Origin of the sequence: Candidatus Binatus sp., from assembly GCF_030646925.1 — a bacterium.
In the GTDB taxonomy this organism is placed as follows: domain Bacteria; phylum Desulfobacterota; class Binatia; order Binatales; family Binataceae; genus Binatus.
Genome location: NZ_JAUSKL010000027.1, coordinates 45,629 through 60,981 on the forward strand (window position 1 = coordinate 45,629; position 15,353 = coordinate 60,981).

The 15,353-nt window shown below is 62.8% G+C and carries 14 protein-coding genes and 1 pseudogene; 5 read left to right on the top strand and 10 right to left on the bottom strand.

The window, feature by feature from the left end; translation table 11 throughout:
- Nucleotides 1-106 precede the first annotated feature (106 nt).
- The gene (locus Q7S58_RS03710; RefSeq protein WP_304820942.1) at nt 107-670 is read left to right on the top strand and encodes a pyruvoyl-dependent arginine decarboxylase; all 564 of its coding nucleotides are present in this window, start codon (nt 107-109) and stop codon (nt 668-670) included.
- Nucleotides 671-724: 54 nt separating this feature from the next.
- Complete coding sequence (locus Q7S58_RS03715) at nt 725-973, top strand: Rdx family protein (protein WP_304820945.1); 249 nt, start codon at nt 725-727, stop codon at nt 971-973.
- A gap of 23 nt (nt 974-996) precedes the next feature.
- Here the strand turns inward: Q7S58_RS03715 and Q7S58_RS03720 are convergent, their stop codons facing one another.
- From Q7S58_RS03720 to Q7S58_RS03765, 10 genes are all read right to left on the bottom strand, one after another.
- Nucleotides 997-2,088, bottom strand: a complete 1,092-nt coding sequence (locus tag Q7S58_RS03720) for a hypothetical protein (RefSeq protein ID WP_304820946.1) — start codon at nt 2,086-2,088, stop codon at nt 997-999.
- Nucleotides 2,089-2,191: 103 nt separating this feature from the next.
- Nucleotides 2,192-3,043: a hydrogen peroxide-dependent heme synthase gene (hemQ, locus tag Q7S58_RS03725; protein WP_304820948.1), complete on the bottom strand. Its 852-nt coding sequence runs from the start codon at nt 3,041-3,043 to the stop codon at nt 2,192-2,194.
- A gap of 58 nt (nt 3,044-3,101) precedes the next feature.
- The gene (locus Q7S58_RS03730) at nt 3,102-4,493 is read right to left on the bottom strand and encodes a cobyrinate a,c-diamide synthase (protein ID WP_304820950.1); all 1,392 of its coding nucleotides are present in this window, start codon (nt 4,491-4,493) and stop codon (nt 3,102-3,104) included.
- Between the two features lie 57 nt (nt 4,494-4,550).
- The gene (locus tag Q7S58_RS03735) at nt 4,551-5,525 is read right to left on the bottom strand and encodes an LLM class flavin-dependent oxidoreductase (protein WP_304820953.1); all 975 of its coding nucleotides are present in this window, start codon (nt 5,523-5,525) and stop codon (nt 4,551-4,553) included.
- An 18-nt stretch (nt 5,526-5,543) separates the two neighbouring features.
- Complete coding sequence (locus tag Q7S58_RS03740; RefSeq protein WP_304820956.1) at nt 5,544-6,356, bottom strand: VOC family protein; 813 nt, start codon at nt 6,354-6,356, stop codon at nt 5,544-5,546.
- Between the two features lie 72 nt (nt 6,357-6,428).
- Nucleotides 6,429-7,646: a CaiB/BaiF CoA-transferase family protein gene (locus Q7S58_RS03745; protein WP_304820958.1), complete on the bottom strand. Its 1,218-nt coding sequence runs from the start codon at nt 7,644-7,646 to the stop codon at nt 6,429-6,431.
- A complete protein-coding gene (locus tag Q7S58_RS03750) occupies nt 7,646-8,893 on the bottom strand; it encodes a CaiB/BaiF CoA-transferase family protein (protein ID WP_304820960.1) in 1,248 nt (415 codons plus the stop codon). The genes Q7S58_RS03745 and Q7S58_RS03750 overlap by 1 nt, the downstream gene beginning before the upstream one ends.
- Nucleotides 8,894-8,969: 76 nt before the next feature.
- On the bottom strand, nt 8,970-10,124 hold the full coding sequence (locus Q7S58_RS03755) for an acyl-CoA dehydrogenase family protein (protein WP_304820962.1): 1,155 nt from the start codon (nt 10,122-10,124) through the stop codon (nt 8,970-8,972).
- Between the two features lie 11 nt (nt 10,125-10,135).
- Nucleotides 10,136-10,537, bottom strand: coding sequence for a hypothetical protein (locus Q7S58_RS03760; protein ID WP_304820965.1), 402 nt, complete (start codon nt 10,535-10,537; stop codon nt 10,136-10,138).
- A 4-nt stretch (nt 10,538-10,541) separates the two neighbouring features.
- Complete coding sequence (locus Q7S58_RS03765; protein WP_304820967.1) at nt 10,542-11,669, bottom strand: S-(hydroxymethyl)glutathione dehydrogenase/class III alcohol dehydrogenase; 1,128 nt, start codon at nt 11,667-11,669, stop codon at nt 10,542-10,544.
- A gap of 78 nt (nt 11,670-11,747) precedes the next feature.
- Here Q7S58_RS03765 and Q7S58_RS03770 point away from each other — a divergent pair, with 78 nt between their 5' ends.
- The 3 genes and pseudogenes from Q7S58_RS03770 (at nt 11,748) to Q7S58_RS03780 (ending at nt 15,208) form a co-directional block, all read left to right on the top strand.
- Nucleotides 11,748-12,629, top strand: a complete 882-nt coding sequence (locus Q7S58_RS03770) for an MOSC domain-containing protein (protein WP_304820969.1) — start codon at nt 11,748-11,750, stop codon at nt 12,627-12,629.
- Nucleotides 12,630-12,715: 86 nt separating this feature from the next.
- Complete coding sequence (locus Q7S58_RS03775) at nt 12,716-13,981, top strand: MFS transporter (protein WP_304820971.1); 1,266 nt, start codon at nt 12,716-12,718, stop codon at nt 13,979-13,981.
- 136 nt (nt 13,982-14,117) lie between these two features.
- Nucleotides 14,118-15,208: pseudogene (locus Q7S58_RS03780) on the top strand (zinc-binding dehydrogenase).
- The last annotated feature ends 145 nt before the right edge of the window (nt 15,209-15,353 follow it).

The window sequence follows — 15,353 nt, forward strand, 5'->3', positions numbered from 1 at the left end:
ATCGATTCGGACCAAGGGGGGCGCGCGGGACTTTCCGGCGCGAACGAAGATTCAGAAATCCACCAGTTTCCGCGGCACGCCCGCGCAATCAGCGGAGAATCCATAGATGGGACCAGTTCCCAAGGGCGCTTTCTTGACCAAGGGCGCGGGCAGGCATCGCGAGAAACTCACTTCCTTCGAACTAGCGCTGCGCGCTGCAGGTATCGCGGAGTTCAACCTGGTGCGCGTCAAATCGATCTTCCCGCCCAATTGCAAGCTGCTGAGCCAGCAGGAAGGGATGAAATACCTGGCGCCGGGGCAGATCGTTTTTGCAGTGATGAGCGACAACGCCACCAACGAACCGCATCGATTGATCGCGTCGTCGGTCGGTGTCGCGATTCCCGCCAATCCGTCGCAGTACGGCTACCTCTCGGAGCATCACAGCTTCGGCGAGACCGATCAGAAGGCGGGCGACTACGCCGAAGACCTCGCGGCGTCGATGCTCGCGACGATCCTCGGCGTCGATTTCGATCCGAATCTCAGCTACGACGAGCGCAAGGATATCTGGCGCGTGTCGGACAAGATCGTCACAACGCGCAACGTCACGCAGTCAGCGATCGGCGATCGCGACGGGCTGTGGTCAACGGTGGTCGCGGCGGCGGTGTTCGTCGATATGCCCAATGGGCGGTAGTCTGGCCGAGATTCGCGTTTGAACGGCCTGCGCCGCGCAGGTACGATCGCGCTTATGGCAACTGAAATTCTCTACTGCGCAGTCTGAGGCTACAAGCCGCGCGCGGCCAGTCTGGCCGCATCATTGAAAAGCAAGTTCGGCGAGGATGTGCAAATCACGCCGGGGAAATCGGGCCAATTCGACGTGATTGCCGACGGCCGCCTGATTTTCTCGAAGTCGCAATCGGGCCGGTTCCCGGTCGAAGATGAAGTCGAGGAAATCTTCGGCGCGATCAAGGACGGCAAGCAACCGCCCGCGAAATAGAGCTGGCGCTCAACGCGCATCCGCTATGGATGCATATCGAGGAAATCCTTGAAGCCGCTCTTGTCGTGCGGACCGAAGATCGCCATCTCGAGGATGCCCATCCCTTCGCGCGTGCCGAGCTTCGCCTTGCACACCGCCTGGATGTGCTGATGAATCAGGTCGCGCTCATCGACGTCGGCGGTCTTGAACGATTCGTAGGTTGATTCGTCGGGACCGACGTACATCGCGTGCCCCCACTTCGGATGAAAATATCCGATGCCCTGCATGTAGAAGTTGTATAGCTGCTTGAGTTCGATGCGGCTTTCGCCGGCCTTGGGCGTTCGCAAAATGATCTCGGCGCTCTTCGCGTGGCGCGTATTCGGCGCATAGTTGACGTTGAAATCGACCGCGGTCGCGAGATCGAGCTCGGCGCCGGGCTCCGCGCGCGTGATCGCGCCGAATTCGTGCCATCGCGAGCCGTCGGCATAATCATTGACGTCGAAGTGCGTGCAGAGATCTTCGAAATTGGTTGGCGACCACAGCCAATAGAATTGCGCCAGCGGATTGCCCGGCACGCCGGCCGGATCTGCCGGGCCGATGCCGCGCACGCCCCACGAGCGATCGCGCGATCCCCACACTCGCGACGGGCGTGCATCGTATTTTTTGCCGCCGACGCTGAGGCTGCCCGAATAGCCGCCGTGCTGCGTGAAGCGCGTCAGATCCATCGTGATTCTCGGGCCGGTGCGCCGCGTGAAGCGCGGTTCCTCGATCGCGTTGGCGCGCGCCTCGAAGATGAGATCCGCCTTGATGGGATCCTTATCGACGCGGATGCGCATCGTGCGCATCGGCTTGACAATTTCGATCGAGATCGGCCCGACGCGCGTGTCGAGCCGATCATCGCCGAGCACCCGCGACGCGCGCACGCAATGCTGCACGCCGCCGGCAATCACGCTGAACGCGCAATCGATTATCCCGACATTGGGGTAGATGCCCATCGCGGCGGCGAAGTACGGCTCGCCCTCGCGGAAATATCCGTTGAAGAAAAAGCGGTCGTAAAAATTCCGGTCGCTGGTAAAAACCTGCTGCACCGGCTCGGGCGTCTGATGGATCGGATAGTCGTCGCCGCTGGTGATCATCACAAACTCTCCTTGCGCGCTGGTTCGGAGGCTAAATCAGAACGGCGCGCGCGGGCAAGCGCGGACCGCGATTAACGATCGCAAATGAGACTTCAGTGGCGCGTCACACGGCGAAAATTTCACTGAGGCGCGCCGGATCGATTCGCAGGCCGACGTAGAACGGGCCGAACTTCGCGTACGACGCGCTCGCCTCGTCGAAGCGCATCTCGTAAACGAGCTTTTTGAAGACGATCGGATCGTCGGCAAACAGATCCACGCCCCATTCCCAGTCGTCGAAGCCGATCGATCCGGAAATTATCTGCGTGACCTCGCCGGCGAAGCGCCGCCCGACCATCCCGTGCTCGTGCATCAGATGCTGGCGCTTCGCGATCGGCAGGCGGTACCAATTATCGGCGCCGTCGCGCTTCTTGTCCATCGGGTAGAAGCAGAGATACGGGCGATTCGGGATGCGCGGAAAGAGGCGCGGCGAAATTTTTTCACGCTGGCGGACGAGCTCCGCGTCGATCTCGGCTTTCCATTCGGGCGATCGCGGGCCGATGCCTTTCTCGATTAGCTTTTGATAGAGCGCAACGGTCGCTTCGTAAAGACCGATCTCGATGACTGACAGATAGGAAGTGGCCGGCTCGAGATAGTCGCTCAGCGCAAGCCGGGCGACGGCGAGTTCCGCATCCTTGAGCTGGTCGAAGCCGCGGCGGAAGTGGACGAGCATCAGATCGCCCTTGTGCCCCAGCGCGGAGAAGAGCGCCGTCTCGCCGTCCTCGCGGCGCGACATCTCGTCGAATAATTTCGCCGCGTCGTTGAGCAAGGCTTCGCGGGCCGCATCGTCGAGCGCGCGCCACGCCGATCGCCGCACGCGAAACAATTGATGCAGGATGCTGTAGCCTTCCAGCGTGAGTGGCGCGGCGGGAAAATCAGCCGGTATCGTTTGCTCGCCTGTGCGGCGGTCGCTGCTCATGTGAGTAATCTAAATCTTTCGACAGCCGTTGTCGCGAGGTGCGAGCATCACGTGATCGCTACACACCACGTCGATTGCTGGCGCACGCGCCGACCAGATTTTCCGCGACCTTCGGATTGGACGCCCAATGCGCGTGAACGTACGACGCCAGCACGTGGCGACGGCGATAGCCTTCGGCGAAAGCATTTGCGCCCCATCGCGGTTTGACATCGTAAATGCATTCGATCTCGTTTTCGCCTTCGTCGCGCCGCAAAGTCGAGTAGCGAAATTGATGACCGCGAAACGACGTACCCGCCGGCCCGAGGATAGATTCGCGCCGCGTCGTGATTTCTGCGTAGCCGAGCGCCTGCAAACGATCGGACATCACCGCGACGCCGGGAATGAGCGCCGCCATCGGCCACGTCGTTCCGTCCAGCGTGCGGATGCTTTCCGACAGGTACATCAGGCCGCCGCATTCGGCGTAAATCACTCCACCGCGCGCGGCGAACTTGCGAATCGCGTCGAGCATTTGAGCATTCGAGGAAAGCTCACGCGCGAGCGCCTCGGGATATCCGCCGCCGAAGTAGAGGCCGTCGACGTCGGGCAGCGTGCGATCGCGGCTAGGCGAGAAATTCACCAGTTCGGCGCCCAGCGCGCGCAGCCGATTCAGGTTGTCCTCGTAGTAGAAATGGAACGCGTCGTCGAAGGCGATGCCGATGCGGCATTTTGCCTGCGTCGGCGATTGCGATGCGCGTTGCGCAACGTCGTCGAGCGGTGGCGCGGAACGCGCGATCGCCAAAATCGCGTCGAGATCGAGCCATTCGGCGGCAAGCCGGCCCCATCCGTCGAGCCGCGATTGCGGCACCGCGGCTTCGTCGGCCATCAGCAATCCCAGATGACGTTCGGGAAACGCGAGATCGCTTTGCTCGGGAAATCCGCCGACTATTGGAACTTCGGGCTCCGCCGCGCGGAGCAAATCGAGATGCCCGCGCGAGCCGACGCGATTGCAAATCAGTCCGGCAAGGCGGACCGCCGGATCGAAGCGCGCGAAGCCGGCCGCGATCGCTGAAATAGTGCGGGCGATGCCGGATGCGTCGTGCACCAGCAGCACCGGCGCGTCGAGCCATTTTGCGATCTCCGCGGTCGAACCTTCGTCGCTGGTCGGCGTCGCGGAATCGAACAGACCCATCATCCCTTCGATCACGGCGACATCGGCGCCGCGCGAGGCGTGCGCGAACGTCGCGACGACGCCGTCGCGATGCATCATCCAGCCGTCGAGGTTGTGCGAGCGAATGCCCGCCGCGCGTTGGTGATACGTGGGATCGAGATAGTCGGGACCGCATTTGAATGGCGCGACTTTGAGCCCGCGCGCCCTGAGCGCGCCCATCAACGCGACGGTCGCGGTCGTCTTGCCCACGCCACTGCCGGTGGCGGCAACGACGATTCGCGGAATGTCGAGCGCATTCGCCATCGCGCCCGATTCTACTACATCGCGCGCCGCCGCGCCGCCGCAGCAAACCGGAGACGCCTAACCCAGCAGCAGCGGCAGGACTTCATTCACCAGGCGATCGTATTGGCCGCGCTGATCCCACGACGTGATGCGCAGCGTGATCGACTTGGCGCCGTCGCGGATGAGCGCGCGCAAGTGATCGGCGCATTGCGCCGGCGTGCCGGCGGCGGTCCACGCCTCGACCATTTGCGGAGCGAAAACCGGCCCGTAGTAGAGATCGAGAAAGCGTTTCGATTCGTCGAGCGCAGCGTTGCGATCGGGATTTATATTGATGTTGTGATACGCGATATTCGGAAACGTCGCCGGGTCCTTGCCTTCATCCTTCAGATAATCGGACAGCTTCGACCACAGCGCGCCGAGCATCCCGGGAAAAATCTGCACCGTCATCCAGCCGTCGGCGATTCTAGCGACGCGCCGCAGCGGAATCTCAGATTGATTCGGCGGCGGATTCGCCGCGATCCAGATCGGACACGGCTGCTGAATCGGGCGCGGAGTAATCGTGACGCCTTCGAACGAGCGATACTTGCCGGCGAAGCTCACGTTGTCCTCGTTCCAGAGGCGGCGGCAGATCGCGATGTTCTCCGCCATCCGATTTCCACGCTGGCCGTCCTTGATCCCAAAGACGCCCCCCTCTTTCGCGCTCACTCCGCCCGCGACAATTCCGGTGCATGCGGCTAGCTGCATTCGGCCGCTGGAAATGAGATCGAGCGTGGCCCACTGGTACGCGAAAACGATCGGATCGCGAATCGGAAAGCTCGCCATGCATCCGACGCCGAGTCTGAGGCGCTCGGTCGCGCTGGAAAGTGCGCCCAGCAGCGCGATCGATTCGGGGCGCGGCTTGGCCATCACGGAGTCGCCGACCCAGATTGAATCGAACAGCGGATTTTTGTCGGCGTCGCGCGCGAGCGCGAGCATCTGCGGCCACGTCGCGATGTCGAAAAAGACGCCGCGCTGCGGAATCGTGAAACCGAAACTTACTTTTCCGGTCGGCATCGTGATGCCTCCGTTGATTTATTCCATTCGGATGCGCGCGCCTTGCAGCAGCGCCGGATCGAGCGAGGCCTTGCTACCGTTCGCGCTCGCCAGCACCACTTCATACACGGATTGACCGCGCTCGCGAATCCATCGCGCGAGCGGACCATCTTCCGTTTTGGACGCAAGCAGTTGCACTGCGTTCGATCCAATCTTGAAGCTGACGCCAGCGGCTTCGAGCTCGGGGCGATGCACCGGCAAGCCCGGTCGCCCGAGCACGCGCGCGTAGTAGCGACTGGTGTCCCCCGGATCTTCGACCGCGATCGCAAGAGTGCGAATGCCCGTGGCCCCGTTCGGATGCGAGCGATCGCGCGGAACGCGTTCGTCGCGCGGCGTGTCATCCTTGATAAGAAAAGGAACGCGCCCGTTGAAGGGCGGCTGCGGGATCGAAAGCACCCAACTGACACGGTAGCCGTCAGGCCGCTCGCGCGACATCGCAGACCGATCGCCCATCGCTGCGCCGGCGCGCCGCAATGCTTCGACATCGGCGCCAAGGTCGTCGGTCTGCATGCAGAAATCGATAATGCCGCCGCCCTTCTCGAGCGCGACTTGCCACGGATGCCCCGGCACCGGATTCAGGAATGCGATCAGCTCGATATAGGCGCCGTCGGCGAATACGATCAGCGCGTTGTGCGTGCCGATGTTATGCTTGCCGCCGCGCACGACGGTGAAGCCGGCCGCCGTGAAGCTCGCGATCGCGGATTCGAGTTCGCTCACGACGACGACAAAATGATCGATGCCCTGGAACATGGTGACCTCGGCGCGCAACTTGGGCGATGCGCACCTGTCCAATTACTAAACATCCGCGAGCGCCATCAAGTGAGGCGATCTCGACGCAGTGAGTGATTGCTAACGGATCGAGGTCTAACCGAGCACGCCGGCTGTCGCCAACTCGGTGATCTTCGCCTCGTCATATTTCAGGATTTCTTCGAGCACATACTGATTGTGCTGGCCGAGCGTCGGCGCGGCGCGGCGCACTTCGGCCGGCGTGCGCGAAAGTTTCGCGCGCGGACCCTCGACCGTGAATTTGCCGAGCGTCGGATGATCGAGATCGACGAAATGTCCGCGATGAAGCAACTGCGGATCGCGATAGGTCTCGGCGCTGTTCTGCACCTGGTGCGCGGGCACGCCGCGCGCCTGAAGGATCGTTTCCGCTTCGACCGGATCGCGCGATTTGCTCCACGCCGCGATCGCCGAATCGAGCGCCGCGCGATGCTCGCGTCTTTGCGCAGCGGAACTGTAGCGCGCGTCGCGAGCGAGATCCTCGCGACCTATCGCCGAGCACAGGCGGCGCCAATCGTCGTCGTGGCGGCACGCGATCGCGACCCATCGATCCTCGCCCGCCGCGGGATACACGCCATGCGGCGCGAACTCATAGTCGGCGTTGCCGACGCGTCCGGCAACCCGCCCGTTGGCGGTGTAGTCGAGAATCGCGGGCGCCAGGAAATGAATCGCGCATTCGGCTTGTGACTGATCGATATACTGGCCCTCGCCGGTGCGACGATGGTGATCGAGCGCAGCGATCAGCGCCATCGCGGTGAAGCGCGGCGCAACGTAATCGGTGTACGCGCCGAACGGCCCGGCTGGCGGTTGATCGGGCCATCCAGTGAGATTGTGGAATCCCGCTATGGCGGCCGCCATGTTGCCGAAGCCGGCGATTTTCGCGAGCGGTCCCGTCTGACCCATCAGGCACGAACTCAGCATGATGATGTCTGGCTTCACCTTGCGGATCGATTCGTAGTCGTAGCCCCACGCGCGCATCGCCTTGGGCGAGAAGGACTCCGTGACCACGTCGGCCCATCGCACGAGATCGAAAACCAGATCGCGCGCCGCCGGATTGCCGAGATCGATCGAGATGCCGAACTTGCCGGCGTTGCAATTGGCGAACAGTCCGGAACTGTCGGGACCGAGCGCGTTGCCATGAAACGGCTGCAGCGTGCGCGCGGTATCGATGCGCGTCGGCGATTCGATTCGCACGATCGTGGCGCCATAGTCGGCGAGGATGCGCGTCGAGGCGGGCCCTGCCATCACCCACATGAAGTCGAGAATCTTCACGTCGCTGAGCGGGCGCGCATCCGTCATCAGATGATCCCCTTCTGCTTCAACTCGGAGACTTCGCGCGGGCTGAAACCCAGTTCGGCTTCGTAAATTTCGCGATTGTGCTCGCCGACAGTTGGCGGCCGGCGCCGATACTCGATCGGCGTCGCGCCGAATTTTACGAACGGGCCGGGGTAGCGAAACGACGCGCCCAGTTCCGGATGCTCGACGTTCTGGAAATAATTGCGAGACTCGAGCTGCGTACTCTCGACCACCTCGTCGATCGTCGTCACGGGCGTGATCAGCAATCCGCGCTCGACCGACAGTTGCAGCAGTTCGTCCTTGGTGTGGCTGCGCGTAAATGTCCGCGCGATTTCCTTGATGCGCTCGAATTCCGAAATCGGCTCGCTGCCATCGAACAGCATCTCTCCGTACTGAATCCAATCCTTGTCGCGCGTCGCTTCATCGCAGAAACCCTGCTCGCAGAGGTAATGCATGAAGCGGCGGGTGAAGACGCCGAGCGCCGATCCGAACAGCATCGTCATCGCGACGTACCCGTCTTTCGCCGGCCACACCAGTTGGATGTCAAGCGGACCGAACTTGATGCCGCCCGCCATCCGACGCGCTTCGGATGATCCGAGCGCCGCCGCGAGAATGTACGATTGCGTCGCCATGCCGACCGATTGCTGCGCCGCAACATCTATATACTGTCCGAGGCCGGTGCGAACGCGCTCGTGATTCGCCGCGAGCATCGCAACAGCAGTATCGGCGCACGCGTGCAGATACGCTTGCGGCACGCTGAGGCGCACCGGCGGGCGATTTTCGTCGCCAGCGAGAATCAACGGACCGCCCGCCGCCATGATGATCAAATCGCTGTCGGCGTAACTCGCCTTGGGCCCGTCCTGTCCGAACGCCGTGATCGACGCATAGATGAGCCGTGGATTGATCGCGCTCAGATCGGGAAAAGCGAGACCGCGTTCCGCCAGGTAGCCTGGATTGTCCGACTCGATCAGAAAATCCGCACGCGCGGCCAGCCGGCGAAAAATGTCGCGCCCCTGCTCGCGCTCGAGATCGAGCGTGATGCTGCGCTTGCTGCGATTGTACGCCCACCAGTAGAGCGAGCGATCCGGATGCGGCTGATCGTTGAAGAACGGCCCGATGCTGCGCGCGCTGGAACCGCCGGGCGGCTCGACCTTGATCACGTCGGCGCCCATGTCACCGAGCAGTTGGCCGCACAAGAGGCCGCGCTCAGTGGCCAGATCGAGCACGCGATATGGACTAAGCACGGACATCGAGCACAATGCTTACCACTTCGGGACGGGCGATAGTCAACTGCCGCGGCAGTGCCCGCGAGGTGGATCGGTGACGCTAGTAGGGGCGCGCGACTTTGCCGATAATCTCGCGCGCGACCAGCGTCTTCATGATCTGCGCGGTGCCGTCGCCGATCTCGAGGCCGATCACATCGCGCATCCGCTGCTGATGCGGCAAGTCGAGGCTGAAACCCAGGTGGCCGTGCAGCAGGAGGCATTGATGCAGCACCTGCGCGGACAACTCGGGCGCGAGCCACTTTGCGCCCGCCGACAGCCAGCCGTGCGGCTCGCCGCGATCCTTGAGCCAGAGCGCCTCGTAACAAAGAAGTCGCGCGGCGCGCAGTCGCACCGCAGCTTCGGCGAGCGGGAACGAGACGCCTTCAAAGCGCGCAAGCGGCGCGCCGAATGCCTCGCGCTCGGCGACGTACGCGCAGGTTTCATCGACGCTCTGCTGCGCCGCGCCGATACACATCAGGCCAATCAATGAGCGGCTGAAATCGAAGCCCTGCATCACCTGGATGAAGCCCGCGCCCTCCGCGCCGACGCGCGATTCCGCCGGCACGCGGACCGAATCGAAAAATAACTGGCCGCGTCCGATCGCGCGCGAGCCGAGGTCGCGGAAACGAGTGCGCGTCACGCCGGGCGAATTGAGATCGACGTAAAATGCGCTCACACCGCGCGCGCCTTCTTCGAGCGTGCCGGTGCGCGCCATCACCAGTGCGGCGCCGGCACATGACGAAAACGAGATCGAAGTTTTCTCGCCGGTGAGCAGATAGCTATCGCCGTCGCGGCGCGCCTGCATTTTGACGTGGGCGGCATCGGAACCGCCCGACGGCTCGGTCACGCCGAGCGCGGGAATCAGGTCGCCGCGGCAAATCGGCGGCAGAAACACGGCTTGCTGGCGGGCATCGGCACTGCGCGCGATGATCGCGCCGACCAGCGCCGACAACAGCAATACGTACGCGGCGTTGAAGTCGCCGCGCGCAATTTCTTCGTGCGCGATGCCAAGCGCGACGTAATCCAGGCCAGAGCCGCCGTGCTTGGCATCGACCATCGGCGCAAGTACGCCAAGTTCGCCAAGTTTCTTCACCAGCGCCGGCGGCAGATCTTCGTCCTTGTCGCGCGCAGCGTAGCCGGGCAGCAACTCGCGGCGCGCGAAATCGCGCAACGTATCCCGGAGCAGTTCCTGCTCGCCGGTGAGTGCAAAATCCATTTCAATTTCTCTCAGTTGGACGGCGTCGTGATTGGCGGGACGGTGACCGTCGGCGCACCGCCGCCCGACGGCCCGATGTATTCCGGCAGGCTCTCGATTCCGCCCGACCCGATATTCGGCGTCACGTGTTCGATCGTTTCGTCCGAATCGGATTGCGAGTCACCGCCGTAATGCTTCATCACTTGTTGCTGGACTTGCGCCGGCGAGAGTTTCGGCTTGATGCCTTCGTTGTGCGCGAGCGCCGCGCGGCTGTCGGCATCCATGTTGCGCCAGATTTCGCCGGCCTGCGCGCCGTTGCCGCGATTCAGCGCTTCGAGAAATTGCTGCTGTTGCGATTCCTTATGCCAGCATCCCGCGACACCAAGCACGCAAGCCGCTACGAGAATCGCTGCGTGATGAGACTTCATAAACATTTCGTCACGCCGCCTTCGCATCGCCGAACGTCACGACGCTTCGAATCGATTTCCCCTCGTGCATCAGGTGAAACGCGTCGTTGATTTTCTCGAGCGGCATCACGTGCGTGATCAGATCGTCGATGTTGATGCGGCCGTCCATGTACCAATCGACGATTTTCGGAACGTCGCGCCGGCCCCGCGCGCCACCGAACGCAGTGCCTTTCCACGTCCTGCCAGTGACGAGCTGAAATGGCCGCGTCGAAATTTCCTGGCCCGCGCCCGCGACGCCGATGATCACCGACGTGCCCCATCCGCGCTGACAGCATTCGAGCGCCTGGCGCATCAGCGTCACGTTGCCGATGCATTCGAACGAGAAGTCCGCGCCACCGCGCGTGAGATTGACGACGTACGGCACCAAGTCGCCTTCGACTTCGGCCGGATTGACGAAGTGCGTCATCCCGAATTTTTCCGCGATCGCCTTGCGCGCCGGATTCAGATCGATGCCGACGATCATCGACGCGCCGGCCAGCCGCGCGCCTTGCACGACGTTCAGGCCGATGCCGCCGAGGCCGAACACCACCACCCGATCGCCGGGCTGCACCTTCGCCGTATTGATCACCGCGCCGATTCCCGTCGTGACGCCGCATCCGATGTAACAAATTTTTTCGAACGGCGCGTCTTCGCGAACTCTGGCGAGCGCGATCTCGGGCACCACCGTGAAATTGGCGAACGTCGAGGTGCCCATGTAGTGATGAATCATCTTGCCGTCGCGAGAAAAACGGCTGGTGCCGTCGGGCATCACGCCGCGGCCCTGCGTCTCACGAATCGCGACGCACAGATTGGTCTTGCCCGACAGGCACGCGGGACAGTTGCGGCATTCCGGGATGTAGAGCGGTATCACGTGATCGCCGCGCTTCAGGGTGGTGACGCCCGCGCCGGTTTCGATCACGACGCCTGCGCCCTCATGCCCCAGGATCGACGGGAACAGACCCTCGGGATCGGCGCCCGACAACGTAAACGCGTCGGTGTGACAAACGCCGGTCGCCTTGATTTCGACGAGCACCTCGCCCGCCTTCGGACCTTCGAGATCGACGCACGCGATTTCGAGCGGCTCGCCGGCCTTGTTTGCGATTGCTGCATTCACTTTCACAACTGATATTTCTACGCGCCGAAATTCGCGCCGTCCACCGCGCCGCGAGATTCGCCGGAGTTGGGATTCGCCGGTGTCATGCGGTACTTTGCCGGCATGGAAAAAATCGGACGTGTCGCAGAAATTTGGCGCTATCCCGTGAAGTCGATGGCCGGCGAACGGCTCGAGCGCGCTTCGGTGGGGACGCGCGGAATTCCGGGCGATCGCGGATGGGCGCTGCGCGATGAGAAAGCCGGTGAGATTCGCGGCGCGAAAAAAATGCCCGCCTTGATGAAATGTCAGGCGCACTACGTCAGCGAACCATCGGCAACCGAAATTCCGGCGGCGGAAATCACGCTCCCCGACGGCGCCAAATTCAAGACCGGCGCTCCCGACGCAAATCAAAAACTTTCCGATCTGCTCGGACGGCCGGTGACGCTGTGGCCGCTTCAGCCCGTCACGGCACGCGAGCACTACCGCCGCTCCGCGCCCGACAATCCCGACATGATGCAGGAACTGCGGCAAATTTTCGGCCGCCTCGAAAACGAACCGATTCCCGACATTTCGATGTTCGGTCCCGAGATTCTCGAATTCACTTCGCCGCTCGGAACCTACTTCGACGTGATGCCAATTCATCTCGTCACTACCGCGTCGATCGAAAAGCTGCGCGAGCTTACGCCCGGCGCGAAGATCGACGTGCGCCGCTTCCGCCCCAACGTATTGATCGAGACGAACGCGGGGATGACTGGTCTGGTCGAGGCGAACTGGACCGGCCGCACGCTCAGAATCGGCGCGGCGCGAATCAAGATCGAGATGCCGTGCGTGCGCTGCGTGATGACGACGCTCGAGCAGATCGATTTGCCGAAGGATCCCTCCGTGCTGCGCACTATCGTGCGCGATGCTGACCAGAATGTCGGCTCGTATTGCACAGTCGCCGGCGGCGGCGCGTTCGCAATCGGCGACGACGTCGCGCTCGAGTAGCGCGAATAATTGCCCTCGCGCGCACTTCTCTGGTACGGTCGCGCGTTTACGCCGTCGCATCGTCGCGGCGATTCGGGAGGGCGATTGTGGCCGTTGAAGCTCCGGGCCATTCCCAGCGCAAGCTTGCGATCGCGGGCATGGCCGGCAACATCCTCGAGTGGTACGACTTTTCGATCTACGGATTTTTCGCGTACGCGATCGGCGAAAATTTTTTCCCGTCGCAGAGCAAAGCCACCTCGCTGATCGACGCGTTCGGCGTGTTCGCCGCGGGTTTCCTGATGCGCCCGGTCGGCGCACTGCTCTTCGGCCACGTCGGCGATCGCTACGGGCGGCAGCGCGCGCTGACGTTGTCGGTGGTTGCGATGGCAATTCCAACCGTCACCATCGGCCTGCTGCCGACCTATCATCAGATCGGCGTCGCCGCGCCCGTCCTGCTTGTCATCCTGCGCCTGATCCAGGGCCTGTCGGTCGGCGGCGAATACACCACCTCGGTGATATTCATGATTGAAGGCGCGCACAGCGACCGGCGCGGCATGATGGGTGCGCTCGGCGCCGCGGCCGCGTTCGGCGGCGTGATGCTCGGTTCTGCGGTGGGCGCGATCGTTGCCTCGCTGATGTCGCAACAGGCGCTCGCGGCGTGGGGATGGCGCCTGCCATTTCTGGCCGGCATCACGATCGGCATCGCCGGCTATATCATCCGCCGCGAACTGCGCAACGTCAGCGATCTGCCGCCGGTCAAGCCGCCGCCGATGCTCGAAGTGCTGCGCGCGCAATGGCCGCGCGTGCTGCAGGTCGCCGGCTTCAAGGTGCTCGAGTCGGTCGGCTTCTACCTGATGTTCGTGTACGCGGCGACTTATCTCACTGAAATCGTCGGCATCACGAAAACCCAGGCGCTCACGATCAACACCATCGGGATGGCCGCCGCGGTTCTGATGCTGCCGGTCGCCGGCGCGATTTCCGATCGAATCGGGCGCAAGCCGATGCTCTTGGCGTCGGCCGCCGCGATCATCGTGTTCGCGTGGCCGCTCTTCAATTTGATGTGGCATCCGAAACTCGGTGCGCCGCTGCTGAGCCAAATTATATTCGCGACACTGGTCGCGTTGTTCGTCGGCGTCGCTCCGGTGACTGCGGCTGAAGCATTCCCGGCCAACGTGCGATGCACCGGCGTCGGACTCAGCCACAATCTCTGCATGGCGCTGCTCGGCGGAACCGCGCCGATGGTCGCGACCTATCTGATCGACAAGACCGACAACGAGATGGTGCCGCCGATGTACATGATCGCGGCGGCGATCGTGTCGGCGCTGTTCGTGCTCAGCATGAAAGAGACGGGGAAAACCGCTCTCGCCGAATGAATTCCGTGCGGCGTTCATAAACCGCGCACGCTCGACGCCGCGCCGCTTCGACACCTTTACTGCATCGACCGCAATGCTGTTAGAGTAGCGGCGATCGCAGCCCCGTCAGCCTGGCCGCTCGAAAAGGAGAACGATTATGCGTGCTACCGTAATGCGCAATAAAAAACTCGTGGTCGATAATAATATTCCTACCCCAACCCCCGGCGTGGGCGAGGTGCTGGTCAAAACGCTCGCCTGCGGCATCTGCGGATCCGATCTGCACTTCCTCAAATTTTCCGACAAGCTGGTCGAGGGCGCGCGACGCTCCGGCGGTCCGTTCGTGATGGATCTCAGCCGTGACATCGTGATGGGCCACGAGTTCTGCGCCGAGCTGGTCGATTACGGACCTGGCACGCAAAAGCGATTCAAACCGGGTCAGCGGATCTGCGCGATGCCGATTCTGATCAAGCCGACCGGCGTCGAGACGGTCGGGTACTCCAACGACAACCCCGGCGGATACGCGGAGTTGATGCGGCTCAGCGAATCGTTGCTGCTGGAAGTGCCCAATGGTCTTTCGACCGAGCGCGCGGCCCTGACTGAGCCGATGGCGGTCGGATATCACGCCGTGCAGATGGCGCGGCTGCAGCAGGATGATGCGCCGCTCGTGATCGGATGCGGACCGGTCGGGCTGTCGGTGATTGGCGCGCTCAAGCTGAAGGGCGTGCATCCGATCGTCGCGGCGGATTTTTCGCCGCGCCGCCGCGAACTCGCTCAGCAGATGGGCGCTGACCTGGTAGTCGATCCGAAGCTGAAGTCGCCCTACGAATCATGGAAGAGCAGATGGCGACCTACCCCGATCCTTCGCGCGCGCCCGCGCTGCCGCCGTGGATGCCCGGACCGGCGCTCAGGCCAGCCGTGATTTTCGAATGTGTCGGCGTCCCTGGCGTAATCGAGGCAATCATGTCGGGCGCGCCGTCACACGCACGCGTTGTCGTCGTCGGCGTATGCATGGAACGCGATCAAATCGAGCCGATGTACGGCACCAACAAGGAATTGAATCTCCAGTTCGTGCTCGGCTACACCGCCGACGAGTTCGCGCAGACGCTGCACAACCTCGCCGAGGGCAAAGTGAACGGCGATCCGCTCATCACCGGCAAAGTTGGCGTCGAGGGAGTTGCGAAAGCCTTCCAGGATTTAGCCTCACCGGAGACGCACGCGAAGATTCTGGTCGAACCGTGGCATAGCTAGATCGGAATTCTTGGGCCCATGGCGGTCGCCGCAGAGTGACAAAGCGGTGAGATTGATCATCGTGTGACATCTCAAGACTTCTGACGCGGGCCGCCGTCTTATACCTCGCCCGCCTTTTTGCGGGATAGGTCGCCGGAACCGAACA